31 protein-coding genes and 1 pseudogene are annotated in these 26,792 nt (G+C 74.3%); 16 read left to right on the forward strand and 16 right to left on the reverse strand.

What is annotated here, in order from left to right; all coding sequences use genetic code 11:
- Positions 1-59: 59 nt before the first annotated feature.
- Both ACQ86J_RS21205 and gspG read left to right on the forward strand, forming a co-directional pair.
- Positions 60-803 (forward strand): prepilin peptidase, encoded by a 744-nt coding sequence (locus tag ACQ86J_RS21205; protein WP_431267087.1) that lies wholly within the window; start codon positions 60-62, stop codon positions 801-803.
- Between the two features lie 13 nt (positions 804-816).
- Positions 817-1,269 carry a type II secretion system major pseudopilin GspG gene (gspG, locus tag ACQ86J_RS21210; RefSeq protein ID WP_431267088.1) on the forward strand — a complete coding sequence of 151 codons (453 nt, stop codon included), beginning with the start codon at positions 817-819 and terminating at the stop codon, positions 1,267-1,269.
- On the opposite strand, the gene ACQ86J_RS21215 is transcribed toward gspG, so the two are convergent.
- From ACQ86J_RS21215 to ACQ86J_RS21230, 4 genes are all read right to left on the reverse strand, one after another.
- Positions 1,266-2,114, reverse strand: coding sequence for a general secretion pathway protein GspK (locus ACQ86J_RS21215; RefSeq protein WP_431267089.1), 849 nt, complete (start codon positions 2,112-2,114; stop codon positions 1,266-1,268). The genes gspG and ACQ86J_RS21215 overlap by 4 nt on opposite strands.
- Positions 2,111-3,922, reverse strand: coding sequence for a tannase/feruloyl esterase family alpha/beta hydrolase (locus ACQ86J_RS21220; RefSeq protein WP_431267090.1), 1,812 nt, complete (start codon positions 3,920-3,922; stop codon positions 2,111-2,113). Before ACQ86J_RS21220 ends, ACQ86J_RS21215 begins: the two co-directional genes overlap by 4 nt.
- Positions 3,923-4,248: 326 nt before the next feature.
- The gene (locus ACQ86J_RS21225) at positions 4,249-4,440 is read right to left on the reverse strand and encodes a hypothetical protein (RefSeq protein WP_431267091.1); all 192 of its coding nucleotides are present in this window, start codon (positions 4,438-4,440) and stop codon (positions 4,249-4,251) included.
- A gap of 5 nt (positions 4,441-4,445) precedes the next feature.
- On the reverse strand, positions 4,446-6,128 hold the full coding sequence (locus ACQ86J_RS21230) for an FAD-dependent monooxygenase (protein WP_431267092.1): 1,683 nt from the start codon (positions 6,126-6,128) through the stop codon (positions 4,446-4,448).
- A 155-nt stretch (positions 6,129-6,283) separates the two neighbouring features.
- On the opposite strand from ACQ86J_RS21230, the gene phaZ reads away from it, so the two are divergent.
- Both phaZ and folE read left to right on the forward strand, forming a co-directional pair.
- Positions 6,284-7,447: a polyhydroxyalkanoate depolymerase gene (phaZ, locus tag ACQ86J_RS21235; protein ID WP_431267093.1), complete on the forward strand. Its 1,164-nt coding sequence runs from the start codon at positions 6,284-6,286 to the stop codon at positions 7,445-7,447.
- A gap of 159 nt (positions 7,448-7,606) precedes the next feature.
- Positions 7,607-8,248, forward strand: a complete 642-nt coding sequence (gene folE / locus ACQ86J_RS21240; protein WP_431267094.1) for a GTP cyclohydrolase I FolE — start codon at positions 7,607-7,609, stop codon at positions 8,246-8,248.
- A 61-nt stretch (positions 8,249-8,309) separates the two neighbouring features.
- Here the strand turns inward: folE and ACQ86J_RS21245 are convergent, their stop codons facing one another.
- From ACQ86J_RS21245 to ACQ86J_RS21285, 9 genes and pseudogenes are all read right to left on the reverse strand, one after another.
- The gene (locus ACQ86J_RS21245) at positions 8,310-8,660 is read right to left on the reverse strand and encodes a hypothetical protein (RefSeq protein WP_431267095.1); all 351 of its coding nucleotides are present in this window, start codon (positions 8,658-8,660) and stop codon (positions 8,310-8,312) included.
- 84 nt (positions 8,661-8,744) lie between these two features.
- Positions 8,745-9,128: a RidA family protein gene (locus tag ACQ86J_RS21250; protein ID WP_431267096.1), complete on the reverse strand. Its 384-nt coding sequence runs from the start codon at positions 9,126-9,128 to the stop codon at positions 8,745-8,747.
- Between the two features lie 155 nt (positions 9,129-9,283).
- Positions 9,284-10,021, reverse strand: a complete 738-nt coding sequence (locus ACQ86J_RS21255) for a hypothetical protein (RefSeq protein ID WP_431267097.1) — start codon at positions 10,019-10,021, stop codon at positions 9,284-9,286.
- A gap of 149 nt (positions 10,022-10,170) precedes the next feature.
- Positions 10,171-11,150, reverse strand: a pseudogene (locus ACQ86J_RS21260) (Hsp33 family molecular chaperone HslO).
- 76 nt (positions 11,151-11,226) lie between these two features.
- Positions 11,227-12,387: a hypothetical protein gene (locus tag ACQ86J_RS21265; RefSeq protein ID WP_431267098.1), complete on the reverse strand. Its 1,161-nt coding sequence runs from the start codon at positions 12,385-12,387 to the stop codon at positions 11,227-11,229.
- Positions 12,384-13,274, reverse strand: coding sequence for an ornithine carbamoyltransferase (gene argF, locus ACQ86J_RS21270; RefSeq protein WP_431267099.1), 891 nt, complete (start codon positions 13,272-13,274; stop codon positions 12,384-12,386). Before argF ends, ACQ86J_RS21265 begins: the two co-directional genes overlap by 4 nt.
- A gap of 62 nt (positions 13,275-13,336) precedes the next feature.
- Entirely contained in the window at positions 13,337-14,539 is a 1,203-nt protein-coding gene (locus ACQ86J_RS21275; RefSeq protein ID WP_431267100.1) for an aspartate aminotransferase family protein, read from the reverse strand.
- Between the two features lie 153 nt (positions 14,540-14,692).
- A complete protein-coding gene (locus tag ACQ86J_RS21280) occupies positions 14,693-15,388 on the reverse strand; it encodes a PRC-barrel domain-containing protein (protein WP_431267101.1) in 696 nt (231 codons plus the stop codon).
- Positions 15,389-15,518: 130 nt separating this feature from the next.
- Positions 15,519-15,974: a GlcG/HbpS family heme-binding protein gene (locus tag ACQ86J_RS21285; protein ID WP_431267102.1), complete on the reverse strand. Its 456-nt coding sequence runs from the start codon at positions 15,972-15,974 to the stop codon at positions 15,519-15,521.
- Between the two features lie 105 nt (positions 15,975-16,079).
- On the opposite strand from ACQ86J_RS21285, the gene ACQ86J_RS21290 reads away from it, so the two are divergent.
- Complete coding sequence (locus ACQ86J_RS21290; protein WP_431267103.1) at positions 16,080-16,724, forward strand: RecX family transcriptional regulator; 645 nt, start codon at positions 16,080-16,082, stop codon at positions 16,722-16,724.
- 114 nt (positions 16,725-16,838) lie between these two features.
- On the opposite strand, the gene ACQ86J_RS21295 is transcribed toward ACQ86J_RS21290, so the two are convergent.
- Both ACQ86J_RS21295 and rsmI read right to left on the reverse strand, forming a co-directional pair.
- On the reverse strand, positions 16,839-17,168 hold the full coding sequence (locus tag ACQ86J_RS21295) for a hypothetical protein (protein WP_431267104.1): 330 nt from the start codon (positions 17,166-17,168) through the stop codon (positions 16,839-16,841).
- Positions 17,158-18,066: a 16S rRNA (cytidine(1402)-2'-O)-methyltransferase gene (gene rsmI, locus ACQ86J_RS21300; protein WP_431267105.1), complete on the reverse strand. Its 909-nt coding sequence runs from the start codon at positions 18,064-18,066 to the stop codon at positions 17,158-17,160. The genes ACQ86J_RS21295 and rsmI overlap by 11 nt, the downstream gene beginning before the upstream one ends.
- Here rsmI and ACQ86J_RS21305 point away from each other — a divergent pair.
- Genes ACQ86J_RS21305 through ACQ86J_RS21325 form a run of 5 tightly spaced genes read left to right on the forward strand, consistent with a single transcriptional unit; the run spans position 18,065 to position 20,628 of the window.
- Positions 18,065-18,274: a hypothetical protein gene (locus ACQ86J_RS21305; protein ID WP_431267106.1), complete on the forward strand. Its 210-nt coding sequence runs from the start codon at positions 18,065-18,067 to the stop codon at positions 18,272-18,274. The two genes, rsmI and ACQ86J_RS21305, sit on opposite strands and share 2 nt — an antisense overlap.
- On the forward strand, positions 18,268-19,215 hold the full coding sequence (locus ACQ86J_RS21310; protein ID WP_431267107.1) for an ABC transporter substrate-binding protein: 948 nt from the start codon (positions 18,268-18,270) through the stop codon (positions 19,213-19,215). The genes ACQ86J_RS21305 and ACQ86J_RS21310 overlap by 7 nt, the downstream gene beginning before the upstream one ends.
- Before the next feature lies 1 nt (position 19,216).
- Entirely contained in the window at positions 19,217-19,816 is a 600-nt protein-coding gene (locus ACQ86J_RS21315) for a hypothetical protein (protein ID WP_431267108.1), read from the forward strand.
- Entirely contained in the window at positions 19,774-20,064 is a 291-nt protein-coding gene (locus ACQ86J_RS21320) for a histidine kinase dimerization/phospho-acceptor domain-containing protein (RefSeq protein WP_431267109.1), read from the forward strand. The genes ACQ86J_RS21315 and ACQ86J_RS21320 overlap by 43 nt, the downstream gene beginning before the upstream one ends.
- 33 nt (positions 20,065-20,097) lie before the next feature.
- Entirely contained in the window at positions 20,098-20,628 is a 531-nt protein-coding gene (locus ACQ86J_RS21325; RefSeq protein WP_431267110.1) for a sensor histidine kinase, read from the forward strand.
- A 29-nt stretch (positions 20,629-20,657) separates the two neighbouring features.
- Here ACQ86J_RS21325 and ACQ86J_RS21330 read toward each other — a convergent pair whose 3' ends face one another.
- Entirely contained in the window at positions 20,658-20,969 is a 312-nt protein-coding gene (locus ACQ86J_RS21330; protein WP_431267111.1) for a WYL domain-containing protein, read from the reverse strand.
- A gap of 120 nt (positions 20,970-21,089) precedes the next feature.
- Between ACQ86J_RS21330 and ACQ86J_RS21335 the strand changes: the two genes are divergently transcribed.
- From ACQ86J_RS21335 to dnaJ, 6 genes are all read left to right on the forward strand, one after another.
- A complete protein-coding gene (locus ACQ86J_RS21335) occupies positions 21,090-21,977 on the forward strand; it encodes a S1C family serine protease (RefSeq protein WP_431267112.1) in 888 nt (295 codons plus the stop codon).
- Position 21,978: 1 nt separating this feature from the next.
- Complete coding sequence (locus ACQ86J_RS21340) at positions 21,979-22,293, forward strand: hypothetical protein (protein WP_431267113.1); 315 nt, start codon at positions 21,979-21,981, stop codon at positions 22,291-22,293.
- A 23-nt stretch (positions 22,294-22,316) separates the two neighbouring features.
- The gene (locus ACQ86J_RS21345) at positions 22,317-22,571 is read left to right on the forward strand and encodes a helix-turn-helix domain-containing protein (RefSeq protein WP_431267114.1); all 255 of its coding nucleotides are present in this window, start codon (positions 22,317-22,319) and stop codon (positions 22,569-22,571) included.
- Positions 22,572-22,741: 170 nt separating this feature from the next.
- Positions 22,742-23,263 (forward strand): nucleotide exchange factor GrpE, encoded by a 522-nt coding sequence (locus ACQ86J_RS21350; protein WP_431272485.1) that lies wholly within the window; start codon positions 22,742-22,744, stop codon positions 23,261-23,263.
- A 223-nt stretch (positions 23,264-23,486) separates the two neighbouring features.
- Entirely contained in the window at positions 23,487-25,412 is a 1,926-nt protein-coding gene (dnaK, locus tag ACQ86J_RS21355) for a molecular chaperone DnaK (protein ID WP_431267115.1), read from the forward strand.
- Between the two features lie 206 nt (positions 25,413-25,618).
- Positions 25,619-26,764 (forward strand): molecular chaperone DnaJ, encoded by a 1,146-nt coding sequence (dnaJ, locus tag ACQ86J_RS21360; RefSeq protein WP_431272486.1) that lies wholly within the window; start codon positions 25,619-25,621, stop codon positions 26,762-26,764.
- The last annotated feature ends 28 nt before the right edge of the window (positions 26,765-26,792 follow it).

Consider the following 26,792-nt stretch of genomic DNA (forward strand, 5'->3'; position numbering starts at 1 on the left):
CTTCCCCGCGCCCGCCCCGGGGCGATGGTGCGGCGACACCGGCTGGGCGGGGGAGGGGCGTGCAAGACTGGCTGCTGCCGATCCTCGCCGCGCCCTTCCTCGGCAGCTTCCTCGGCGTGCTGATCCGCCGGTTGCCGGAAGGGCGGCCGGTCGCCCTGGCGCGCTCGGCCTGCGACGCGTGCGGCACGCCGCTCGGCGCGCGCGACCTGGTGCCGCTCGGCAGCTACCTGGCGCTGCGCGGCCGTTGCCGGGCCTGCGGCGCGCCGATCGGCGGCTTCCACCTGGCGGTGGAGCTGGCCGCGCTGGCCATCGCCGGGATTGCCGCCCTGGTGCTGCCGGACGACGCGGCCGCGCTCTGGCTCGGCTGCGCTCTCGGCTGGACGCTGCTGGCGCTGGCCTGGATCGACTGGGATCACCTCTATTTGCCCGATGCCCTGACCCTGCCGCTGGTGCCGGCCGGCCTGCTCGCCACCTGGTGGCTGGTGCCGTGGGCCCTGGCGGCGCATGCCACCGGCGCGGCGCTGGGCTATGCCGCCTTCCGCGGCCTGGCCCTGGCCTATCGCCGGCTGCGCGGGCGGGAGGGGCTGGGCCAGGGCGACGCGAAGTTGCTGGCCGTGGCCGGCGCCTGGCTGGGCTGGCAGGCGCTGCCGCAGATGGTGCTGCTGGCGGCGCTGGCCGGCCTCGGCCTGGCGGGGCTGCTGGCGCTGCGCCGCGGCGGGCTGGACCCGGCGGCGCCGCTGCCCTTCGGCCCCTGCCTGACCCTTGCGCTCTGGCTCTGCTGGTTGCAGGCCATGGCGAGCTGACGCGGAGAGAGAGTTGCGCGCACCGACCAGGACCACGGCCGCCCGAAGGCATCGGCAGGCCGGCTTCACGCTGCTCGAGATCCTCGTGGTCGTCGCCATCCTCGGCCTGCTGATCGGGCTGGTGGCGCCGGCGGCGCTGCGCCAGCTGGGCGGCGCGCAGGTCTCGGTGGCGAAGCAGTCGGTCCAGCGGCTGGCCGGGGTGCTCGACCTGTATCGCCTCGACATGGGCGGCTATCCCTCGACCGAGCAGGGGCTGCAGGCGCTGGTCGCCCGGCCCTCCGGCGCCGCCGCCTGGAACGGGCCCTACCTGAAGGCGGAGGCGGGGCCGCCGCTCGATCCCTGGAACCGGCCCTATCTGTACCGCAACCCCTCGACCCGGCCGGGGCGCGACTTCGACCTCTGCTCGCGCGGGCCGAACGCCCAGGGCGGGGAGACGGCCGGGGCGGAGGGGATGATCTGCAACTAGGCGCCGGTCTCCGGCACACCCCATTCCAGCACCTGCCAGCCGCGACCACGCCCGCCGGGGCCGAGCCGCACCACCGCCCGCCGGGCGAAGCGCGCCCCGCCGGGCAGCGCCACCGCCGCGGTGATGGCGACCACCGGCGCCGCATCCGGGTCGGCCGCCAGCTCCTCCTCCGCCCCCTGCGCCGTGCGCAGCGCGCAGCAGCGGCGGGGCGGCAAAGCGGGGGTCGGGCTCCGCCCCTGGTGGATCGACAGGAAGGGAGACAGCCGCGCCAGCAGCGCGGGCGTCATCCCGAGCACCAGGCCCAGCTCCGCGATGCTCTCGAAGGGCCGGCCGGGCGGGCCATAGTCGCGGCCCGCGGCACGGTATTGCGGCTCCTTCGCCCCGCCCGGCCGCGGCCGCAGCCCGGCGCTGCGCCAGTCGAGGATCGCCGCGGCGAGGCCGGTGGCGGCGCGCGGCTCGGCGCCGAGCTGCTGCAGCAGCGCCGCCAGGACCGGGGCGCTGGCGAGGTTGGGGTTCAGCTTGCCCTGCTCGCTTTCCACCCTCAGCAGGGCCGTGGCGCTGCCGGGCAGCGCCACCTCCCGCGCCAGCCCGTCCGCCGGCCAGCGCTGCCCCGGCGGGGCGAGCAGGTGGAAGACCGCCTGGTGCACCGCCCCATCCGCCGCCGCCTCGGCCATCGCGGCGGTGCGGAGGTTGGCGGCGAGCAGCGCCTCCGCCCGCCCGGTCGCGGCCACCTGGGTGCCGATCAGCGCCAGCAGCGCCAGCGACCAGAGCACGAGCAGGAGGGCGAAGCCGCCCTCCCGCAGGCCGGGGCCGCCGATGCGCGTGGCGGCCCCGGCCGGTCTCACCGCAGGTACTCGGCGGCGGGCTGCGGGTTGTCGTAGCGGCCGCCCGGCCCGCAGGTGAAGCTGGCGGCATCGTTCGGGTCGCCGGCGCCGCGGTACGTCGCCACCCGCGGATAGGGGCAGAGCGGCCGGGTCTGCGCCACGCCCTGGGCCGGCTGGTCCCCCACGTACTTGGTCGCGGTGATCCGCTGCGGCGCGACGCCCTGCTCCACCCAGCGCTGCAGGGCCAGCAGCGCATTGTGCTCCGCGTCGGCCGGCACCGGGCTGGCGGTGCCATTGAAGAACTGGTTCGGGCCGGGGCCGCCGCCGCAATGCCCCATGCCCGGCACCATGAAGAGCCGGTAGAAGTCGCGCACCCGGCGCAGCGCGGCGCGGCCGGGCTCGGCGGCGGTATCGGCCGCGTCCTCCGCCATGTCGTCCGGGCCCTGGATCACCGGGCCGGGCGTGCTGGCCGTGGCGCCATTGGTGGTCCCCTGGCCACCGCGCCCCAGCGTGGCGGCGACGCGGCTGTAGTAGTTCACGTGTTCCTGCGGCGGGACCAGCGGGTCGGCCCAGCCATGGAAGCCCAGCAGCTTGCCGCCACGGTCGCGGAAGGGCGACAGGTCCGCGTCGTTGGCATTCACCACCGCCGCCAGCACGTCGTCCACCAATTGCGGGTCGCGGGTGAAGTCGAAGCCCTTCCAGTCCCAGTTCGGGCCGAAGACCCAGTAAAAGAGACCGGGGAATTGCGGCTCGTCGATCGCCGCGCGGCCGACGCCTTCCAGGTAGGGCAGGTCGAAGGTGCTGCCGCTCTCGCTGCCGCGGGAGATGCCGGGATAGATCAGCGCGCCGGTGGCCGGGTTGCGGGCGCCGTCATAGACGCTGCGCAGCGCGCCGACCTGCGGCGGGGTCAGGCATTGCGCGGTATCGGCGGCGTCGTCCGCGCATTGCAGCTCGGCCGGGTCGAAGCGGCAGGCGCGGGGCTCGGTCAAATAGGGGTCGGTGCGCAGGCCGCCGACCTGGCCGGCGCAGGCCTTGACCACTGCGGCGGTGATCAGCGGCGCCTTCTCCGGCGGGATGGTGGCGGCGGGGTCCAGCCGGGTCGCCTGGAAATTGGCGATGCCGGCCATCTGCAGGTGGGTGCGGTTGTTGGCCGGGGCGCCGGCCAGGATGCCGTCGTAGTCGGCGAGGAATTGCTGCGCCTCGTGGAAGGCCTGCTGGCCGCCGAAGGAGCAGCCGGCGAAATAGGCGTAGCTGTGCGGCTTGCCGTAGTGCTGCTCGACCACCGCCTTGCCCGCCACGGTCATCAGGTGCGCGGCGCGGTAGCCGAAGTCGATCCACTTCTCCGGCCGGCCGATCAGCGCCTTGGCATTGCCGCTGGTCGAGGGCGCGGTGCCGGCATCCTGGTTGGCGGTGGCGAAGCCGAGCTGGGTGGCCCCGGCCAGCTCGTCGTAGCGGATGGCGCCGCCATAGCCGCCATTGCCGGTGCCGACGAAGCGGCCGTTCCAGGCGCTGCCCTCGGGCAGCCAGACCTCGATGCGGATCTCGCTGTCGGGGCTGGGGCGGAGCGTCGCGGCGACCCGGCAGAAGGCCGGCAGGTTCGGCCAGGATGTGCCGTCCGGCGCGGTGTAGGTGCCGGCGGGCACGGCCTCGGCCGCGGTGACGGTGCCGTCCCCGGGGATCGCGGCGCCGAGGAAGTCGGTGCAGGCGGCCCTGGCGGGGTTGGCCAGGGCCATGCCGGCCGCGACGAGTGCGGTGCCGGCGAGCAGGCGGAGCGGTATGGCGATGGGGCGCGCGGGCGCGCCGGCATCGCCGTGGGACAAGCGCTGCATGCTGGGTGACATCCTCCCTCACATGCGGGCCGCGGCCATCGTCGCCCCGGCCTGCGCCCCTGCCCGGTTTCCCCGAGCTTCGGCCGCGGTCCCGCCTGGCGCTAGCGAGGATGCCCGGCCGCGGGTTGCGTCGCGCAGGCTTGAAGCCGACGCTTTCTCCGCGGTGATGCAGGATCCGGCCTTGCTGCGGGAGCAGGCGCGGATCGAACGCCGAAGTAGCAGGACCAGGGAGAAAGCATCCCCTCTTCGGCGCCTTCGGCGTCCAACCCAGCGCTATTTCCGTGCGTGCGGCACCCCGCGCGGCGGATGCCAAGCCCCACCCCGCCTTACCCGAGGTCGCGCCTTGCCGCCTCCAGCGCCGCGGTGAATTCCGCCGGCTCGTCGAGCAGGTTCGCCAGGGCGAGCGCCAGCTTCGCCAGCAGCAGCACGCGCTGCTCGGCCGGCGTGTCGTCCAGCGCCTCGGCGAGCTGGTCGTAGGCGGCTTCGAGCGCCGGGGTGGCGAGGCGTTTCGGCAGCATCCGCGTCAGCCCTTCCCGCAGGCGGTGTCGAGCGCGGCGCGCAGCAGCGCGGGCGTTGGCTGCCGCCAGCGGGCGCAGACATGGGTGTCGGGCCGCACCAGGTAGGCGCTGCCCGGCGGGGCGTCGTACAGCGCGGCGGCGCGGCCGGCGGCATCCACGACGACCGTCTCCGCCCGCCCCGGCACGCGCGCGGCGCGACCAGCAGGCAGGCGACCGGCACCGGCGCCTCCGCGGCCGCGCGCAGCACCGCCGCCAGCGCCGCATCCGGCCCTTCCGGCCCGGCGAAGCCGATCAGCCGGAAGCCGCGGCCGAGATGGTCGTACAGGTGGTCGTCCTCGCCCAGCTTCACGTTCTTCAGCGGGGCACCCGGCGGCGCGCCGCCGGCGAAGCCCGCATCCGCCGCGTTCAGCGCCGAGATCCGCGTAGACATGCGGCCGGGAGGTGCGCCAGTGCAGCAGCTCCTTGCAGAAGCCCTCGCTCAGCGTGAAGGACAGCACCGCGTCGCGCAGCACCCGGAAGCCCTCGGTCGGCGGGGTCATGAAGCGGGTGCTCTTGCCGGCCTCCGCGCAGATCTCCCGCGCCGCGCCGACGCGCTCCTCGGAATAGCTGCGCAGCAGGGCCGCCGGCGCCAGGCCGCGCGCGACATAGGCCAGCCGCCAGGCCGGCGCATCGGCATCCTGGATGCCGGTATTGGCGCCGCGCACGCCGAAGATCGGCAGCAGGTGGGCGGCGTCGCCGACGAAGCAGACCCGCCCCGCCACGTAGTCCGGCAGGGTCAGCGTGCTGGCCGAATAGACCGCGGCCCAGTCGAGCTCCCAGGTCACGGGCCGGCCGACCATCGCCAGGATCGCCTCGATCCGCTCGGCGAGCTTCGCCGGCTCGAGCGCCGCCTCAGCCGTCTCCTCGTCCGGCAGGCGGAAGTCGAGCCGCCAGATCCCCTCGGGCTCGCGGTGCACCAGCACGTTGTTGCCGGGGTTCCAGTCCGGGTCGAAGTAGCAGAGCCGCTCGGTGGGCAGGCCGAGCTCGGCGCGGATGTCGGCGATGACGAAGCTGCCGGCATAGGCCCGCCCCTCCATCCGCAGCCCGAGCAGCTTCCTGAGGGCCGAGCGGCCGCCATCGGCGGCCACGACCCAATCCGCGCGCAGGTCGTATTCGCCCTCCGGCGTGTCGACGCGCAGCGTGGCGCCGCCCGCGTCCTGCGCCATTCCCACCACCCTGCTGCCCCAGCGCAGCTCGACCAGCGGCTCGGCCGCGATCGCCTCGGCCAGGTATTGTTCGATATACTGCTGCTGGATGTTGAGCCCGGGCTGGAAGCGGTCGTCCGGGTCGTGCGGCAGCTCCATCCGGTAGACCTCCCGTCCCCGGTAGAAGGACCGCCCGCTCGACCAGGGCAGGCCCTTGGCCAGGAAGGGCGCAACCACGCCCGTGGTCTGCAGGATCTCCTGGCTGCGCCGGGTCAGCACGATGGCGCGGCTGCCCTGCGAGACCTGGAGCTCGGCTTCCAGCAGCACGCAGGGGCAGCCCTGCCGCGCCAGGCCGAGCGCCGTCAGCATCCCGACCGGCCCGCCGCCGACGACGACCACCGGCACCGGCGCCGCCGCGCCGTCCAGCTCGGGCGGGCGGCGGAAGGGGTGCACCCGGTAGTCGTACCAGATCGACGGGCGCGGCTGCGTCTCCGGCTGGTGCATGATGGTCCCTCCCTGGGGCTCGGGCATGGATAGGCCGGCGCCCGCCCGCGGAACAGCCGGCCGGATGGCACCGTCCGAGTGCGTCCGGCGTTGCACCGGCCTTGGCTGCAGGAACCACCGCCCGTGCTCTATCATCTCTACCAGGCTCAGGAGGAATGGGCGGCCCGGCTGCGGCCGCTGGCCCGCCAGACCGCGGCGCTGCTCCAGGCCTCCGCCGCCGGCCGCGCCGCCAGCCTGCCGCTGCACCTGCTGGAGGATCTCGGCACCACCCATGCCAAGCCGGAATTCGGCCTGGCGGAGACCCGCGCCGGCGGCCGGGCAGTGGCGGTGCGGGAGGAGGTGGTGGCCGATACCCCTTCGGCCGGCTGCTGCGCTTCGCCAAGGACACCCCGCGCCCGGGGCCGCCCTTGCTGGTGGTGGCGCCGCTGTCCGGCCATTTCGCCACCCGGCTGCGCGGCACCATCGCCGGCCTGCTGCCGGAGCACGACGTGCACGTCACCGACTGGGCCGATGCGCGCGAGGTCCCGGCCGCGGCCGGCCCCTTCGGGCTCGACGACCAGGTGGCGCGGATCGTCGCCTGGCTGGAGGCGCTGGGCCCGGGGGCCCACCTGCTGGCGGTCTCGCAGCCCGCGGTCGCGGCGCTGGCCGCCGCCGCGCTGATGGCCGAGGACGGCAACCCCGCCCGGCCGCGCAGCCTGACCCTGATCGCCGGCCCGGTCGACCCGCATCTCGCCCCGACGCGGGAGGGCAAGCTGGCCCGCAGCCTGCCGCCCGGCTGGTTCGCCAACGCCGAGACCGCGCTGGTGCCGCCGCCCTTCGCCGGCGCCGGGCGGCGGGTGCGGCCGGGCACCCAGCAGTTGGCGGCCTCGGTCCTGTCCGACCTGCAGACCCATGCCCTGGCGCAGGCCGCCCAGCTGCGCGCCCTGGCGGCGGGCGATACCGCGGCGGCGGCGGCGCACCGGGCGCGCTACGACGAGCTGCGATCGGTGATGGACGTGCCCGGGGAACTCTACCTCGACACCATCCATCGCGTCTTCCAGGCGGCGGAGCTGGCGCGGGGGCGGATGCGCTGGCGCGGCCGGCCGGTGCGGCCGGAGGCGATCCGCGACACCGCGCTGCTGGTGGTCGAGGGCGCCGAGGATGCCAGCTGCCCGCCTGGCCAGGCGCGCGCCGCGCTCGGGCTCTGCCGCGGCCTGCCGCAGGGGGCGCGGCACCACCACCTGCAGCCCGGCGCCGGGCACGACGCGCTGTTCGAGGGGCCGGCCTGGGAGGCGGAGATCCGCCCGCTGGTCGCCCGGGTGATCCGCGCCGCCGGCTGAGGCGCTGCCGTTCCGGACCTGTGCAACCGGCGCGGCTGCGTCTAGGGTACAGGCTCGGCTATTGCGCGCCCGCCGAATCGACCCATCTGCGATGCGAATGGCAGGGCCGGCGGTCGATCGACCGACCGCACCCGCCGCCGAGGCCCGAGGACCCGCATCGTGAACATCCAGACTCCGCCCGCCGAGATCATCCCGACCCATGCCTCGCTCACGGAGCGTCCGAGCCGGGCGGAAGCCGAGGCCGCGGTGCGGACGCTGCTGCGCTGGACCGGCGACGACCCGGACCGCGAGGGGCTGATCGACACCCCGGCCCGCGTGGTCCGCGCCTATGAGGAATTCTTCGCCGGCTACGAGACCGACCCTGTCGAGCTGCTGGCGCGGTCCTTCGAGGAGACCGACGGCTACGACGAGATGGTGGTGCTGCGCGACATCCGCCTGGAATCGCATTGCGAGCACCATGTCGTGCCGATTCTCGGCCGCGCGCATATCGCCTACCTGCCGGCCGGCCGCGTGGTCGGCATCAGCAAGCTGGCCCGGGTGCTCGAGGTCTATGCCAAGCGGCTGCAGATCCAGGAGAAGCTGACGGCCCAAGTCGCCAACTGCATCAACGACGTGCTGAAGCCCAAGGGCGTCGCCGTGGTGATCGAGGCGGCGCACCAGTGCATGACCACCCGCGGCATCCACAAGCCGGGCGTCACCATGGTGACCAGCCGGATGCTCGGCGCCTTCCGCGACGACGCCTCCACCCGCCGCGAATTCCTGGCGATGATCGGCGGCCAGCGCGGCGCGGTGGAAGGCTGAGGCAGCCCCGCTCCGGGCTTGGCCCCGGCTGTCCGGCGCCCGGGCCGGAGCCGGGACCGCGCTACCGGCAGTCGCGCGCCGCGTAGCCGGCGGTGCGGTTGGCGCGGCGGGCGTCGCGCGGGCGGCCGCTGGCCTCGGCCCGCGCCGCGGCGTCCTGCGCCTCGCCCACCGCCTCCTCGCAATAGGATCCCGGCGCCGGGACGATGACCCGCTGCGCGGGTGCGGCGGCATAGCCGCCGCCCTGGGCATACCCGCTGGCATACCCACCCGGGGCATAGCCCCCTTGGGCATAGGCGCCGGGCGCATAGGGCGAGGCCTGGGAATAGGCCGGGGGCCGCGCGACCTCCTGCCGCACGGTGCAGGCCCCGAGCAGGGCGGGGGCGAGGATCACGAGCAGCGCGGCGGGTCGCATGGCGGCAGGTCCGTTCGGTTGGGCAAGGCGTCCCAGCGCGCCCCGCCGTTGCCGGTTCCCCTGCCCCGGATCACGCCGCCCGGATCATTCCGCCGCCTCGGCCTCGACCTCGACCAGGAAGCGTGGGTCGGCCAGGCCGGCCACGACCAGCAGCGTGCTGGCCGACCGGGCCTCGCCCTGCCAGGCGCCGCGCTTCGCCCGCCAGGCCGGGATCAGCGCCGGGTCGGTCAGGAAGACGGTCATCTTCACCAGGTTGGCCGGGCCCATGCCATGCGCCGCCAGGATGGCGCCGAGATTGGCCAGGGCCTGGTCGATCTGCGCCTCCCCGCCCTCGCGCGTCGTGCCGTCCGGCGCGGTGCCGACCTGGCCGGAGATGACCAGGCGGCGCTTCGGCGCGGTGACCAGCACGGCATGGGCATAGGCGCCGGGCGTGTGGACGGCCGGCGGGTTGGAGGTCTCGATCGGCATGGCGTTGCTCCCGTGGCGGGGCGCGACCGCCCGGCCCGGCAGGCTTGCAATCCCATGGCGCGATGGCTATAGGAATATAATCAAAGAGAATGCCATGCCGGGGTCGTTCGCGCCGCTCGCGAAGTCCGCATTGAGAATTGCAATTCCTGAAATCCTCAACCTTCCCGCGCCGCAGGCGATGGCGGCCCTGGCCTGCCGCGGGAAAGGGCCGGGGCGGACCTGATCCCATTTACTGGATTTGAGCCGAATTGAGCGGATTGAGGCCGAGCGCTTCCGCCGGCCGTGCCGCGGCTCGGCTTCTTCGGCAATTCCTCGACCGTCACCCCGCCGGCCGGCGGGGGCGCGGGCAGGGTGCCGTCCGGCCCCGGCGCCAGCTTGACCAGCCAGTCCTTCAGCGCCCGGCGCAGCTGGAATTCGAATTCCACGTTCAGGTCGTCCATGGCGTTGCGCAGCAGCGCCTCCGCCGCCCGCGGCCGGCCGGCATCGGTCCCGCTGACCGCCCGGCGTGACTGCGCCTCGACGAAGCCCAGCCGCTGGCCCTCGGCCGAGAGGATCTCCAGCCGGCAGCCGACCAGGCAGGTCAGGCTGTCGCGGCCCTGGATCATCGCCGCCTGGGTGACCGCGAAGCGGGCCTCCCCGGTGGTGCCGACCGCCAGCAACCGGTCCTGCCCCATGGTCCGCACCGCCTCGACCGGGGAGGGCAGCAGCCGGGCGCCGATATCGCCGGCCTGAGCCGGCGGCCCGCCCGGCGCCACCTCGATCGCGGCGACGTTCAGCGAGAGCGGCGTCAGGTGGTCGAAGCGCATCGGCCCGGGCGGCACGTAGGCGGGCTCCGGCGTGCCGCAGGCGGCGGCGGCAAGCGGCAGCAGCAGGAGGGCACGCCGGTTCGGCATCTCGGGGGAGGCTCCTGCGAGTGGTGGAAGTGCCAGGATAGATCAGGGCAACAAGGTTGCGAACCCGGTCGGGTGCTGCCGCGCAGCGGCTGCCAGACCCACAGAAACAGATGAAGGGGCCTGGGGGAGGATACCGTCTCCCCCAACCTTCAAGCCCGGCCGGCGCTGCTCCGCACCTCGGCCCGGTCGAAGCGGAAGTCGAGGTTGCAGAACTCGCAGGTCATGGTGATGGCGCCATCCTCCTGCGCCATGTGGTCCAGGTCGTCCTCGGGGAAGCCCTGCAGCACCCCGGCCAGCCGGGCGCGGGAACAGCGGCAGCCGTAGGACAGCGCCCGCGGCCGGTCGAGCGCCAGCCCGTCGGCATGGAACAGCCGGTGCAGCAGCTCGCGCGCCGGCAGGGAATCGTCCAGCAGCTCGGCATCGGTCAGCGTCCGGGCCAGCGCCAGCGCGGTGCGCCAGGCCTCCTCCTGCGCCTCGGCGTCCAGCGTCGGGTCGATGCCACCCTCGCCAGCCACCCGTTCCATGATGAAGGCGCTGGCCCGCCAGCCGGCCGGCGTCCTCGCACAGGCGAGGCGCACATGGGTGCGGAGCTGCTCCGAGGTGCGGAAATAGTGGTCGGTCATCTCCGCCAGGCTGTCGCCCTCGATCGCCACGATGCCCTGGTAGCGCTCCATGTCGGCGCCCTGGTCGCAGGTGAAGGCGAGGTAGCCGGCGCCGAGCAGCGCGGCATCCGTCGGCGTGGGGGAGGCGTCCAGCACCGCCGCCAGGCCGGCCTTGTCCGCCATGGCATAGCCGCGCAGCGCGCCGGACTCGGTGCAGTCGGCCAGCAGCATGCGGACCGGGCCGTCGCCCTTGGCCTGGACCGAGAAGCTGCCGCGGATTTCAGCGCGCCGGACAAGCCGGCCGCCAGCGCCATCGCCTGGCCGGCCAGGCTGGCGACGGCGGGGTGGCTGTCGTGCCGGGTCAGCAGCGCATCCGCCAGCTGGCCCAGCCGGATCAGCCGGCCGCGCACCGGCCGGTCCTGCAGGTGGAAGGGCTGCAGGCCGCGCGGCACCACGATGTCGGGCACCGGTGGGCGGTCATGCTGCAGGAAATCCGGGGTGGCGGAGGGCTGGGTCGGGTCGGGCAATGCTGGGGGTACCTGTGCTTTCGCCCGATAGATAAGGTCGGCGGCCGCCCGCGGCCACCCATGCCCGCGATCGGGTTCAGTGCCGGACCAGGGACAGCACCACCTCCAGCGTGATCAGCAGGACCACGGTGATCTCCAGCAGCTCGGCCCGGCTGGAATGCGCCTCGTCGTACAGCGCCTGGTAGGTCTCCCGCAGGGTGGCCAGCTTCCGGTCGATCGCGGCGCCGACCACCGGCACCCGGAACAGCGCCATCGCGGCGGCATAGACCCGGGCGAGGTAGACGTCCTCGGTCACCTGCAGCGCGTTGTCGGCGTGCTCGGTCAGCTCGGTCACCTCGGCCACCAGCCCGTGCAGCCGGCGGGCCAGCCTGGCATAGCGCCGGGCCGAGAGCAGGAAGGGGGTGCGGCGGGCGGCCTCCACCGTGTCGTAGATCCGCGGCAGCTCGGCATCCAGCAGCTCGTCGTAGAAGCGCATCTCGAGCAGCTGGGCGTTCGCCACCTCCAGCACGTCGCGGACATCGGTGTCGCCGCGCGGCTCGTAGAGGAAGGCGCGGTCCCAGGTCAGCACCACCAGGTCGTCGGTGTAGTAGCTGAAGCGCTGCCGCAGCAGCTCGGCCTGCGCCCCGGCCGAGAGCGGCCGGCTCTCCCCGGTCAGCAGCGGGATGAGGTCGACGCGCCCGAGCAGCGCCTCGGCGCTCAGCGGCTCCTCCAGCCGGTTGACCACCGCGAGGAGGTAGTCCTCCTCGATATGGGTCTGGGCAGGGCGTTCGATCGCCTCCCGCAGCGGGCCGCGGACGGCATCCAGCAGGTCGCGCCAGAGCGCCCCGGCGGCGGTGCCGGGCCCGACCGCCTGCTGCAGCGCATTGGCGCGGGCGGCAAAGCCGGACCAGGGCAGGTCGGCCACGGCCAGGGTGACGGCCAGCGAAACCACGCCGAAATCGTAGATCCGGGCAGTGACCTGCGCCTCGGCGCCGCCGTCGCCGAGCGGCAGCCGGACCGGCGGCAGCGGCAGGATCAGCGGCGGATCGCCGAAGGACATCGCCTTCGGCGGCGTGCCGGTCAGGCCGCGGCGCTCGCCGGCGCGCGGCGCCCGGGCGGCCCAGAGCGCCTCGGCCTTCCTGAGGTCGATCGCATAGGCGATGTCGAAGAGCCGGAGCGCGGTGAGCTGGCCGGCGCGGACCAGCAGCTCGGCGGGAGGGTCCGCCGCCGGGGCAACCGCCTCGGCGGCCGCGCTCACCCCGCGCCCATGGCCCAGAGCAGCACGCCCTTCTGCGCGTGCAGCCGGTTCTCGGCCTCGTCGAAGACGACGCTCTGCGGCCCGTCGATCACCGCGGCGGCGACTTCCTCGCCGCGATGGGCGGGCAGGCAATGCTGGAAGATGGCGTCGGGCAGGGCCTTTGCCATCAGCTCCGGCGTGACCTGGTAGGGGGCCAGCACGTTGTGGCGGTTGGGCTGGCTGCCGTCCTCGTTCTCCTGGTGCATGGAGACCCAGGCATCGGTGACCACGCAGCGGGCGCCCTGCACCGCTTCCTCCGGGTCCTCGGTCAGCAGGATGTCGGCGCCCTCGGCCCGCGCCCAGTCGAGCAGCGGCTGCGGCGGCCGGAGGCTCGGCGGGCAGGCCAGGCGCAGCTTGAAGCCGAGGCGGGTCGCCGCCTGGATGAAGCTCTGCGCCACGTTGTTGCCGTCGCCGATCCAGGCCACCGTCTGCCCGGCGATCGGGCCGCGATGCTCCTCGAAGGTCAGCACGTCGGCCATCAGCTGGCAGGGGTGGGAGATGTCGGTCAGGCCGTTGATGACCGGCACCGTGGCATGCGCCGCCATCTCGCGGATGCGGTTCACGTCATGGGTGCGCATCATGATGCAGTCGACGTAGCGCGACAGCACGCGCGCCATGTCGGAGACCTCCTCCCCGCGGGAGGACTGCATGTCGCGGCTGTTGAGGTAGACGACGTCGCCACCGAGCTGGCGGATGCCGACCTCAAAGCTGACCCGGGTGCGGGTCGAGGGCTTCTCGAAGATCAGCGCCACGTGCTTGCCGGCCAAGGGCTTCGCCGCATAGCCGCTGCGCTTGGTCTGCGCCGCGAGGTCGAGCATGCGGCGGAGCGTCGGCGCCTCGAAGTCCATGAGCTCGAGGAAGTGCCGGGGAGCTCGCCCCCCGGTCCCTGTCTTCAATGCGACCACGCTGCTCACTTCGCCGCGTCCTTCGCCTGGGACGGGGTGATGCGGCGCATGGCGCGGTCGAGCAGCCGCAGCGCCTCGTCCGCCTCCTCCTCCGAGATGATGAGCGGCGGCGCCAGGCGCAGCACGTTCATCCCGGCCGCCACCGTCAGCAGCCCCTCGGCCACCGCGGCGGCCTGCGCCTCCCCGTTCGAGACCTCGGGCGCGAGGCGGATGCCGAGCAGCAGCCCGGCGCCCTGGATGCCCTCGATCACCGTCGGGTGGCGCCCCGCCAGTTCCAGCAGGCCGCGCCAGAGGTGGCGGGCGACGCGGTCCACCCGGGCGAGGAAGCCCTCGCCCAGGATGACGTCCAGCACCGCGTTGCCGGCGGCGCAGGCCAGCGGGTTGCCGCCATAGGTGCTGCCATGGGTGCCGGCCTTGAGGTACTTCGCCACCCTCTCCTTGGCCAGGATGGCGCCGAGCGGGAAGCCGCCGCCGATGCCCTTGGCCGAGGACATGACGTCCGGCTCGATCCCCGCCCATTGGTGGGCCCAGAGCTTGCCGGAGCGGCCCATGCCGGTCTGCACCTCATCGAGCGCGAGCAGGATGCCGAACTCGTCGCAGGCGGCGCGCACGGCGCGGAGGTAGTCCAGGCTGGCCGGGCGGACGCCGCCCTCGCCCTGGATCGGCTCCAGCATCACCGCGGCGGTGGTGCCGTCGATCGCGTCGCGCAGCGCATTCATGTTGCCGAAGGGGATGTGCCTGAAGCCCGGCATGGCGGGGCCGAAGCCGGCCAGGTACTTCTCGTTGCCGGTGGCCGCCAGGGTGGCGAGCGTCCGGCCATGGAAGGCGCCCTCGAAGCAGATGGTGACGTTGCGCTCGGGATGGCCTTCCTCGGCGTGGTACTTGCGCACCGCCTTGATCATGCCCTCGTTCGCCTCGGCGCCCGGATTGCAGAAGAAGACGCTGTCGGCGAAGCAGGTCTCGACCAGCCGCTGCGCCAGCTTCTCCGCCTGCGGGATGCGGTAGAGGTTCGAGGTGTGCATCACGCGGGCCGCCTGCTCGGCGATGGCCTGCACGAGGTGCGGGTGGCCATGGCCGATGGAGGCGGTGGCGATGCCGGAGCCGAAATCGAGGAATCGTCGCCCGTCCGTCGTCCACAGCCAGGCGCCATCGCCCCGCTCGAAGGCGAGGTCGGCACGGTTGTAGGTCGGCATGAGGGCGGGGATCACCGGATTGGTCTCCAGACTTCCCCCGCGCCGGCGCGGAATGCGGGCGCTTCCCGGGGGAAGCCGGCGATTTGGCCGCAAACACCGCATCGCGTCAAACCATGCGGGGTGACAATTTCGGGGTGGCGGGGGCGCCGGGCCGCCCCCGTGCCCCGGTCAGCCCCGCTTCTCGGCGGAATTGTCGTAGGTGAAGGTCGGCAGGCTGCCGAGGCTGTCCTTGGTGGCGCCCGACAGGGTCCAGCGATTGTTGGTCCCGCTGGCGGCCTGCAGCCGCTCATAGGGCACCGCCACCAGCTTGGCGCCGATGCCGAGGAAGCCGCCGACCGAGATCACCGCCACCGGGCCGCTGCCTCCGGAGGGGATCAGGATGTCGTCCACCTCGCCGATGCTCTCGTTGTTCTCGTTGTAGACCGAGGAGCCGATCAGCTTGCTGGCGCGGCGGCCGCTGCGGACCGCGGCGCTGTCCACCGCCAGCGGCCCGGTGGTGGCGCCGGTCGCGGCCGGGCGGGCGGCATTGGTCGAGGGCGGGGTGACAGCCTGGGTCTGCGCGCCCGCCGGGGCGTTGCCCTGGGACTGGGCGTTGGACTGCATGTTCGGCGGGGTCTGCCGGCCTGGCGCCGTGCCGCCCTGGGGCGAGCCGGCATTGTCGCCAGGGATGGTCTGGCCGGTCGCCTGGCCGGCATTGGCGCCGGCCCGGGCGGCGGGCGTGCCGCCGGTCGGCCCCTGCTGCGGCGTGGTCTGGGTGGTCTGCGGCTGCATCGAGCTGCCGGCGGAGCCCTGGGCGAGCGCGAGGCCGGGGCCGAGCAGGCCGGCGAGGGCGGTCATCGCGACCAGTGTCTGGCGGAATGTCATGGGGCGGCGCTGCCTCCTTCGCGGATTGCGGCCCGGGGAGTTTGCTCCCGGGGCCGGTACAAGCCGCAGCAACGCCGCGCAACGAGGCGGGTTTTGCCCGCCCGGTTGACGGTGGGGTCAGGCCCCGGGGTCAGGCAGCATCGCCGGTATCGGCCGTGAGGCCGGCGGCCTGGATGCCGGCGACGGCGCAGACCTCGTCCTGCGCCGAGACGTCGCCGCTGATGCCGACGGCGCCGAGGATCACCCCGTCGGGCCCGCAGGCCAGCACGCCGCCCGGCACCGGCACGGCGCGGCCGCCGGCGATGTCGGAGAGCGCGTTCATGAAGCCCTGCATGGCGGTGGCGCGCCGCGCCAGCTCCCGCCCGCCCAAGCCCAGCGCCAGCGCGCCATAGGCCTTGCCGAGGGCGATCTCGGGCCGGAGGAGGGAGGAGCCGTCCTCGCGCTGCGAGGCCTTCACCTGGCCGCCGGCGTCGAGCACCACGACGGTCAGCGGCATCAGCCCGAGCTCGCGCCCCTCGGCACGCGCGGCGGCGATGATGGTGTTGGCCTGGTCGAGGCCGAGGCCGTTGGTCGGGTAGGTCGCCATGGGGCGTTCTCCTGCGGGGGTTCGGTGGCGGCTTGTGCCCTGCGCCGGGCCGGGGGACCAGCCCCGGCGCTGGGTCGGCGGCCCGCGGCATGGCAGGATGCGGCCATGGACGAGGAGTCGCGCCGCCCCCGCAAGCCGGACAGGCCCCGCCGCGCGCCGCGCCCGGCCGGCCCCGCGCCGGGCGAGGCGGCGCTGCGCGAGGCGGCGCTGGCGCACCTGGCCCGCTTCGCCGCGACCGAGGCCGGGCTGCGGCGCGTCCTGCAACGCAGGGTGGACCGCTGGGCAAGGCGGGCCGAGGCCGAGGGCACCCCGGCCGAGGCGATCGCCCCGCAGGCGGCGGCCGCCCGCGCCGCGGCCGCCGTGGTGGCGCGCGCCATGGTCACGGCCGGCGCCGTCGACGACGCCGCCTTCGCCGCGTCGCGGGCCCGCCGGCTGGCGCGCGGCGGCCGGTCGCGCCGGGCGATCGCGGCGCATCTCGGCGCCAAGGGGGTGGCGCAGGAGACCGTCTCGGCGGCGCTGCCGGCCCCGGCGGCGGAGCTGGACGCGGCGCTGGCGCAATGCCGCCGCCGGCGGATCGGCCCCTTCGCCCGGGAGGCGCCGCCCGAGGACCCGCTGGCGGCGCGGGCGGCGCGCATGAAGGCGCTGGCGGCGCTGGCCCGGGCCGGCTTCGGGCGGGAGGTGGCCGAGGCGGCGCTGGGGATGGACCCGGGGGAGGCGGAGGAGCGGCTGATCGCGCTGAAGCAGGGGTGAGGCCGGGGAGAAGGTATTCTCCCCGGACCCCTCATCTGTTTTTGTGGGCCTGGCACCCTCCGCGTGACGGCAGCCGACTTGCGAAAGGGCGGGATGGGGCTTGGGGGCAGGACCTCAGATGAACCGTCCTGGATCGACGATCCACTCCTCCCGCTCCCAGGCCAGCCAGGCCTGCACCATCCGCGCCGCGCACCACAGCCAGACGACCGCGAGGAAGGCCAGCCCGACGCCCGGCGCGACCACCGGCGCCAGCATCCCGAGCAGGCCGAACCAGAAGGTCCTGACCGCATAGGCGTGATGGGTGGACCAGGCGGTGCCGCGTGCCGGCCCCCACCAATGCGCCAGGATGCCGGCCAGGAACCAGGGCAGCGCGACGGCCAGCCCGGCGGAGAACAGCAGGTTCATCCACAGCACCCGGCGCCGGGCGCGCCTTTCAGGCGTCACGGCCGAGCTCCAGGGCGCGGGCATAGACCTGCTTGCGCGGCAGCCCGGTCGCCTCGGCGACCGCGGCGGCGGCGTCGCGCACGCTCATCCCGGCGGCCAGCGCGTCGCGCAGCCGGGCCTCGAGCTCCTCGGCCGAGCCGCGCTCCTCCGGCGCCGGGCCGATGACGATGCAGATCTCGCCGCGCGCCTCGGCCCCGGCATAATGCGTGGCCAGCGCGGAGAGGCTGCCGCGGCGGACCTCCTCGAAGCGCTTGGTCAGCTCGCGCGCGACGGCGGCGGCGCGGTCGGCGCCCAAGCCCTCGGCCAGCGCCGCCAGCGTGTCGGCGAGGCGGTGCGGCGCCTCGTAGAGGATCAGGGCGGCCGAAAGCCCGGCCCGCTCCACGGCCCGCAGCCGGGCGATCTCGGCCGCGCGGGGGCCGGCCCGCGGCGGCAGGAAGCCGAGGAAGAGGAAGGGGTGCGGCGGCAGGCCGGACAGCGTCAGCGCCATCACCGCGGCATTCGGCCCGGGCACCGCATGCACCGCCAGGCCTTCCCCGATCGCCGCCCGCACCAGCCGGTAGCCGGGGTCGGAGACCAGCGGGGTGCCGGCATCGGAGACGAGCGCGATCCGCGCACCCCCACGAAGCCGTGCGAGCACCTTCGGGGTCTGGTCATCCTCGTTGTGCTCGTGCAGAGGAACCATCGTCACCGAAACGCCATGCCGTGCCAGCATGGCGCCCGTTACCCTGGTATCCTCGCAGAGCACGGCGTCCGCGCCGCGCAGCGTGGCGAGGGCACGGGGGGAGAGGTCGCCGAGGTTGCCGATGGGCGTCGCCACCAGGGTCAGGCCCGGTGCCGCCGCGGCGGTGGCGGGCGGGTCGGCACCAGGGTCGGGAGGATCGCTTGCCAGTTCCGTCATGCTCCGCGCCGCGGCGCCCCTCCGGCGGCTGCTCGCCGCCGCCCTGCTGCTCTTGCCCGCAGCGGCCTGCGCGCCGCAAGCCCCGCCGCGGCCGATCCTGGTCGCCCCGGCGCCGCAGGCCACCATCCCGGCCGAGCCGCCGCGCAGCCGGGTCGGGCTGCTGCTGCCGCTGTCGGGCAGCAACCGGCCGCTGGGGAGGCGATGCTGAACGCCGCCCAGCTGGCGCTGTTCGACCAGGGCGACCCGATGGTCGAGTTCCTGCCGCGCGATACCGGCAGCACCGCGGCCGGCGCGGCCGAGGCGACGCGGGCCGCCCAGGCGCAGGGCGCCCGCGCCTTTGCCGGGCCGCTGACGCTCGGCGAGACCGCCGCCGCGGCCAATGTCGCCCGCGCCTCCGGCGCCCCGGTGCTGGCCTTCACCAGCGATGCGGCGCAGGCCGGCAACGGCGTCTGGGTCATGGGGGTGACGCCGGCCGAGCAGGCCGACCGCATGGTGGCGGCGGCGGCGGCGGCCGGGGCGCAGCGGCTGGCCCTGCTGGCCCCGGACGACGGCTTCGGCCGGCTGCTCGCCAGCGGGATGCGGGCCCGCGCCACCATCCTGGCGCTCCCGCCGCCGCTGGTGCTGCTGCATCCGCGGATCTCCGACCCGGCGCAGGTGGCGCGCGACCTCGCCGCCCAGGCGGGGCCGGAAGGGCTGGACGCGGTGCTGCTGGGCACGGGCGGCGACCGCGCCCGGCAGGCCGCGGCGGCGCTGGCCGCCGCCCTGCCGGCCCGGCCGCGCTTCCTCGGCACCGGGCTCTGGGCACAGGACTCGGCGCTGGGGCAGGAGCCCGCCTTGGTCGGCGCCTGGTTCCCCGGCCCCGACCCGCAGGCCCGCGCCGCCTTCGACAGCCGCTACCAGATGGCCTTCGGCGAGAAGCCGCCGCGGCTGGCCGGCGTCGCCTACGATGCCGCGGCGCTGGCCGCCCGCGCGGTGCGGGAGCCCGGCGGCAACCCGCCGCTCGGCCAGCCCATGCTGGGCGCCGACGGGCCGATCCGGCTGGAAGCCGGCGGGCTGGCGCAGCGCGGCCTGGCGATCTTCGAGGTGGCGCCCGCCGGCGAGGCGCTGCTGGTGGAGCCGGCGCCGGTGCCCGGCGGCCCTGGCACCTGACATGCCGCGCCGGCTGCCGCTGGCCCGCCTGCTGGGCGCCGCCGGGCTGATCGGCGGGGTGCCGGCGGCGGTGCTACTGGCGCTGATGGCCGGAGGGGCGCTGGCGCCGCGCATCGGCCTGCTGGCGCTGGCCGTCTGCCTGGCCGGGGCGCTGCTGGTCGCCACGGTCTGGATCGGCAACCTGAACCGCCTGGCGGAAGCGCTGCGCCGCGCCGCCGCCGAGGATGGCCGGCTGGTGCCGCCCTCCGGCACGCCGCTGCTGCCGGCGGTGGCGGAGGTCGCCGAGGGCGTCGCGCGGCTGGCCCGCACCCTGGCGGAACGCGGCGAGTTGGTCGGCCGGCTGCGCCGGGCGGACGAGGCGATCGTCGAGAGCCTGCCCGACCCGCTGCTGGTGCTCTCCCCAACCCGGGTCCCGCTGCGGGCCAATGCCGCGGCGCGGGCGATCTTCGGCGTCGGCGCCGGGGGGCGGGCGACGTGGCGGCGCTGCTGCGCCACCCGGCCCTGGCCGAGGCGGTGGACCGGGCACTGGCGGAACAACGGCCCCAGGCCGCCGACCTGGTGCTGCCGGTGCCCGTCGCGCGGGAGATCGCAGCGCAGGTGATCCCGATGGAGCCGGCGCTGGCCGATGGCGGGCGGATCGTCATCATGCTGTCCGACCGGACGCGGGAGCGGGCGCTCGAGCGGATGCGGGCGGATTTCGTCGCCAATGCCAGCCACGAGCTGCGCACCCCGCTGGCCAGCCTGATCGGCTTCATCGAGACGCTGCGCGGCCGGCCGAGGAAGACAGGCCGGCCCGCGCCCGCTTCCTCGGCATCATGGCCGAGCAGTCCGAGCGCATGCGCCGGCTGATCGACGACCTGCTCGGCCTGTCGCGGATCGAGATTGGTCGAGCACCAGCCGCCGGTCGGCGAGGTTCCGCTGGCCGCGCTGACGCGGGCCGAGATCGCAGGGCTCGAACCGCTGCTGCAGGTCCGGCGGATGGAGGTCGAGGCGCGGCTGGACGAGGCCGCGCTGGCCGCGCCGGCGGATGCCGAACAGCTTGCCCAGGTGGTCCGCAACCTGCTGGAAAACGCGGTGCGGCACGGAAGGGAGGGCGGCCGGGTGGTGGTATCGGCCGGCGCCGGGGAGACTGGCGGCCAGCGCGCCGGGGTGGTGCTGGCGGTGGCCGATGACGGGCCGGGCATCCCCGCCGAGCACATCCCCCGCCTGACCGAGCGCTTCTACCGGGTCGATGCCGGGCGGTCGCGCAGCGCCGGCGGCACCGGGCTCGGCCTCGCCATCGTCAAGCACATCGTCAACCGGCATCGCGGCCGGCTGGTGATAGAGAGCGAGGAAGGCGCCGGTGCGGTGTTCCGGGTCTGGCTGCCGGGCCGGCTGGCGGCGGCGCGGCGGCAGCCGCGGGCCGCAGCGTGATGGCCGCCCCGCGGCGCCGGCGACCCGCGCTAGACCGCCGCCACCGGCTCGGTGATCCCCGCCGTCCAGCGGCCATCGGCCGGGCGGGGGCGCGGGGCGAAATGGGCCTGTAGCGGCTCCACTGCCGCGACCCGGCCAAGGTCGAACATGCGCCAGCCCTCGGGCTCCGCGGAGCGGCCGAGCCCGGCGGTCTGCCAGGCCAGCAACGCCAGCTTGCCGCGGCCGCTGCGGCCGAGCGCATGCGGGTGCACCACGCGCCAGGCGTCGTCGTACAACAATTGCACGGCCCGGCGGCGATGCACCGCATCGGCCAGCAGCGCTGCGGCGTTGGAATCTGCCATGATGCGGATATGGGCATTCAGGTCACGCGGTTCGAGTCGCTGCCAGCCATTCGGCCATGCCCATCCGGGCAATGGCGGGGGCGGGCGGCACCCCAATCCCCTGGGACAGCGGAGCGTCCCATGACCGAAGCCTCTCTCCCCGATCCCTTCGCCGCCTTCTCCGACCGGGTCGCCGCCCTGACCGCCGCGGCCGCCGCCCGGGTCGTGGCCGTGCACGGGCGGGATGGTCGCGCCCGGTCCGGCCTGCTCTGGGCCGAGGGGCTGGTGGTGACCGCCGAGGAGGCGCTGGAGCGGGACGACGAGCTTTCGCTGACCCTGCCGGATGGCCGCATGGTGCCGGCGACCCTGGCGGGGCGGGACCCGGGTACCGACGTGGCCCTGCTGAAGGCCGCGACCGGCGCCTTCGCCCCGCTGCCCCTCGCCCCGCCCGGGGCGCTGGCCACCGGGCACCTGGTGCTGGCGGTCGGCCGCGGCGAATACGGGCATGGTGCGGCCTTCGGCCTCGCCTCGCTGGTCGGCGGCCCCTGGCGGTCGATGCGCGGCGGCCGGCTGGACCGCCGCATCCAGCTCGGCCTCAAGCTCGACCCGAGCGCCGAGGGCGGCGCGGTGCTTGACCATGCCGGGCGGCTGGTCGGCATGGCCGTCCCCGGGCCGCGCCGCCGGGCCATGGCCATCCCGGCCGAGACGATCCAGCGCGCGGTGGAGCAGCTCCGCACCCGCGGTCGGGTCGCCCGCGGCTATCTGGGCCTGGCGATGCAGCCGGTGCAGATGGGCGAGCTGCGCGGGCTGATCGTGGTCGGCGTCGACCCGCGCAGCCCGGCCGGCCTCGCCGGCGTTCTGCTGGGCGACGTGCTGGCGGCCTGGGACGGAGCGCCGCTCGGCTCGGTGCGGGACATGCTGGCGCGGCTCGACCCCGAGAGCGTCGGCAGCACGGTGACATTGGACATTGTCCGGGCGGGCCTGCCGCAGCGCGTGCAGGTGCGGATCGGCGAGCGGGCGGCGGCATAGCATGGTGGCCCTGGCAGACCTTCCCCTGAAGCCGCGACAGGCGGCTTCCCCGCCCGAGAGGGCCCCGGTCGCGGTCGCGCTGCGGCCGGACGACCCCGACCGCGCCGCCCGGCTGGCGGCGCTGGCCGGCGTGCGCGTGGTCTCCGACCCCGGCATGGCCGATGTGCTGGTGACCGACGCCCTGCCGGCGGGGCGCGAGGGTCCGCCGGTGCTGATCCTGGCCGAGGGCGGCGCGGCGGTCGCGGCGCTGAAGGCCGGGGCGCGGGCGGTGCTGTCCCCGGATGCGCCGGCGGCGCAGCGCTCGAGGCGGCGCTGAGCGCCGTCGCCCGCGGCCTGGCGGTGCTGCCGCCCTCGGCGCTGGCGACGCTGGCGGGGCGGGAGGCGGTGCCGGTCGAGGCCGGGCTGACCCGGCGGGAGCGCGAGGTGCTGGACCTGCTGGCGGCCGGCGCCTCCAACAAGGTGATCGCGCGGCGGTTGAACCTGTCCTTCCACACCGCCAAGGCGCATGTCGCCTCGGTCCTGCAGAAGCTCGGCGCCGGCAGCCGGGCGGATGCGGTGGCGCGTGGCGCCCGGGCGGGGCTGGTGCTGCTGTAGAGCCGGGCGGGGCTTCACCCTTTCCCTCGACCGGTTGCGGTGGACCCTCGCAGGGACTACCTGAGCCGGCGACCGGCGCCCCTTCCCGGGGCCCCCCAATGATCAGATCGATGGATATGAGCGACCCAGCCGAGATGCCGCCGGTGTCCCCCGCGGCGGACGACGCCAGCATGGCCCAGGACAATGCCGCTCCCGCTGCCGAGACCACGCCGGAGGAGCGCGTCGCCGCGCTCGAGGCCGAGGTGGCGCAGTTCCGCGAGCGGTGGCTGCGGGCCGAGGCGGAGATGCAGAACCTCCGCACCCGGACTCAGCGGGAGGTGGCGGATGCCCGCCAGTACGCGATCCAGAAATTCGCCGGGGACGTGGTGGAGGCGGCGCAGAACTTGCGCCGCGGCCTCGACGCGCTGCCGGCCCAGGCGGCGGACGAGCCGGCGATCGTGACCAAGCTGCGCGAAGGCTTCGAGGGCGTCGAGCGCAGCTTCCTCGGCGTGCTGGAGCGCAACGGCATCGCCCGCAAGGAAGCCCAGGGCCAGCCCTTCGACCCGGAATTCCACCAGGCGATGGCCGAGCAGCCGGCACCTGAGGGCGTCGCGCCGGGGACGGTGATCCAGGCCTGGACGCCCGCCTGGACCCTGAACGGACGGCTGCTGAAGCCGGCCATGGTGGTGGTCGCCGCGGGCGGCGCGGGATGATGGCGGCAGGCGGTCCGGCCGCTTCCGCCTAATTTTTCAGCACCGGTGGCGATAGGGCTTGTTCAGCCCCGGCGCCGCCAATACATCCCGGTCGTCGGCCGCCATCCGGTGGCCGGGATCCCCATCCGAACCCGTCAGGATTCCGTCCACGGGGACATGTTCAGGGGACGGACGCGGTGCCTCTCTCGGGGCCGCCTCCGCCCGCCGCAGAGGAGAAGTACGGATGAGCAAGGTTATCGGCATCGACCTCGGCACCACCAATTCCTGCGTCGCCATCATGGAGGGCAAGGAAACCCGGGTGATCGAGAACGCCGAGGGCGCGCGGACCACGCCGTCGATGGTCGCCTTCGCCAAGAACGGCGAGCGGCTGGTCGGCCAGAGCGCCAAGCGCCAAGCGGTGACCAACCCGAACAACACGCTGTATGCGGTGAAGCGCCTGATCGGCCGCCGCTTCGACGATCCGGTCGTCAACAAGGACATCGGCCTCGTCCCCTACAAGATCGCCCGCGGCCCGAACGGCGATGCCTGGGTCGAGGTGGACGGCAAGCAGTACCCGCCGCAGCAGATCAGCGCAGACATCCTCACCAAGATGAAGGAGACGGCCGAGGCCTATCTCGGCGAGAAGGTGACCCAGGCGGTCATCACCGTCCCGGCCTACTTCAACGACGCCCAGCGCCAGGCGACCAAGGAAGCCGGCGCGATCGCCAGCCTCGAGGTGCTGCGCATCATCAACGAGCCAACGGCGGCCGCGCTCGCCTACGGCATGGACCAGAAGAAGGGCGGCGTGGTCGCGGTCTACGACCTCGGCGGCGGCACCTTCGACGTGTCCGTTCTCGAGATCGGCGACGGCGTCTTCGAGGTGAAGTCGACCAATGGCGACACCTTCCTCGGCGGCGAGGATTTCGACGCGCGCGTCATCGACTACCTGGCGGACGAGTTCCGGCGCGAGCAGGGCATCGACCTGCGCGGCGACACGCTCGCCCTGCAGCGGCTGAAGGAAGCCGCCGAGAAGGCGAAGATCGAGCTCTCCTCCTCCAAGCAGACCGAGATCAACCTGCCCTTCATCACCGCCGACGCCTCCGGGCCGAAGCACCTGGTGATGACGCTGAGCCGGGCGAAGCTCGAGAGCCTGGTCGATGACCTGATCTCCCGCACCCTCGAGCCCTGCAAGCAGGCGCTGAAGGATGCCGGGCTGACGGCGGGCGAGATCGACGAGGTGATCCTGGTCGGCGGCATGACCCGCATGCCCAAGGTCATCGACGCGGTGAAGTCCTTCTTCGGCAAGGACCCGGCCCGCAACGTCAACCCGGACGAGGTCGTCGCGATCGGCGCCGCGATCCAGGGCGGCGTGCTGAAGGGCGAGGTCAAGGACGTCCTGCTGCTCGACGTCACGCCGCTGTCCCTCGGCATCGAGACGCTGGGCGGCGTGTTCACCCGGCTGATCGACCGCAACACCACCATCCCGACCAAGAAGAGCCAGGTGTTCTCGACCGCGGACGACAACCAGACCGCGGTCACCATCAAGGTCTTCCAGGGCGAGCGGGAGATGGCCGCGGACAACAAGCTGCTGGGCAATTTCGACCTGACCGGCATCCCCGGCGCCCCGCGCGGCGTGCCGCAGATCGAGGTGACCTTCGACATCGACGCCAACGGGATCGTGTCAGTCCAGGCGAAGGACAAGGCGACCGGCAAGGAGCAGCAGATCAAGATCCAGGCCCGCTCCGGCCTGTCGGACAGCGACATCGAGCGGATGGTCAAGGAAGCCGAGGCGAACGCCGAGGCCGACAAGAAGCGCCGCGAGGGGGTCGAGGCCCGCAACCAGCTGGAAGCCCTGATCCACAGCACCGACAAGACGCTGAAGGACAACGGCGACAAGATCGGCGCGGCGGAGAAGGCCGAGGTCGAGACGGCGCTGACCGCGGCGCGCACCGCGCTCGAGGGTGGCGAGCCCGAAGCGATGCGCACAGCCGGGGAGACGCTGTCCCAGGCTGGCATGAAGATGGGCGAGGCGCTCTACAAGGCGCAGCAGGCGGCCGAGCAGGCCGGCCCGGCGGGCCAGCCCGGTGGTACCGGCGGGCCGGCGGGCGACGACAAGGTGGTCGATGCCGACTTCGAGGAAGTCGACCCCAACAAGAAGAAGCCTGGCTGAGGCTTTCCGGCCAGGCCCGGAGGAGGCGCGCCCGGTGATCGCCCCCTGGCCCTGACAGGCCGGGGGGCGGGACCGGGCGCCGCCCTGTCCGGGGCTCGGCATGCTTGAGGCATGGGTTTTGCGTCCCTGCGGGGACTGGACCGTCGGCGCCGCTGCGGGCGATTCCCCGGGAGCGGGCTGGCGGGTCCGTGATACAGGGCTCGGTTATGGCGAAGCGGGATTACTACAAGCTGCTCGGCGTCTCGCGCGAGGCGACCGAGGACGACCTGAAGAAGGCGTATCGCAAGCTGGCGATGAAGTACCACCCTGACCGCAATCAGGGGGACAAGGAAGCCGAGGCCAGGTTCAAGGAGCTGAACGAGGCCTATGACGTCCTGAAGGACGGCGAGAAGCGCGCCGCCTATGACCGCTTCGGCCATGCCGCCTTCGAGCAGGGCGGCGGCGGTGGCGGGGGTGGCGGCAATCCCTTCGGCGCCGGCTTCGAGGATATCTTCGAGGAGATGTTCGGCCGCTTCGGCGGCGGCCAGCGCGGCGGTGGCCGTCGCCAGGCCAGCGGCCGCGGCGCCGATCTCCGCACCATGGTCGAGATCGGGCTGGAGGAGGCCTTCTCCGGCACCAAGAAGACGGTAAGGGTGCCGTCCTCGGTCAGCTGCGAGGCCTGCAACGGCAGCGGGGCCGAGGCCGGCAGCACCGCGGCGCAGACCTGCCCGACCTGCCAGGGCGCCGGCAAGGTCCGCGCGCAGCAGGGCTTCTTCCTGATCGAGCGGACCTGCCCGACCTGCAGCGGCGCCGGCCGGATCATCAAGAACCCCTGCAAGGTCTGCCAGGGCGCCGGCCGGGTGCAGCGCGACCGCACCCTGAACGTCTCGATTCCCGCGGGGGTCGAGGACGGCACCCGGATCCGCCTGGCCGGGGAGGGCGAGGCCGGGCTGCGTGGCGCGCCGGCAGGCGACCTCTATGTCGACATCTCGGTCAAGGCGCACCCGATCTTCCAGCGCGACGGGGCCAACATCTTCGTCCGCGTGCCGCTGCGGATGACCCAGGCGGCGCTCGGCGCGCAGGTCGAGGTGCCGAGCATCGATGGCGGGCGATCGCGGGTGACGATTCCGGCCGGCACCCAGGCGGGCGATCAGTTCCGCCTGCGCAGCAAGGGCTTCTCCGTCCTCCGCAGCACGGTGCGGGGCGACATGTTCGTCCAGGTCTCGGTCGAGACGCCGCAGAACCTGAGCACCCGGCAGCGCAAGCTGCTGGAGCAGTTCGAGGCCGAGGCCAGCAAGGGCGGCCGTACCAGCCCGGAGGCGGAGGGATTCTTCGCCAAGGTCGCGGCCTTCTGGGACGGGCTGGGGCGCTAGGCGCAACCGCCTTCGCCCCCCCGCCGCC

It is taken from the genome of Dankookia sp. P2 (assembly GCF_050632255.1).
Lineage (GTDB): Bacteria > Pseudomonadota > Alphaproteobacteria > Acetobacterales > Acetobacteraceae > Paracraurococcus.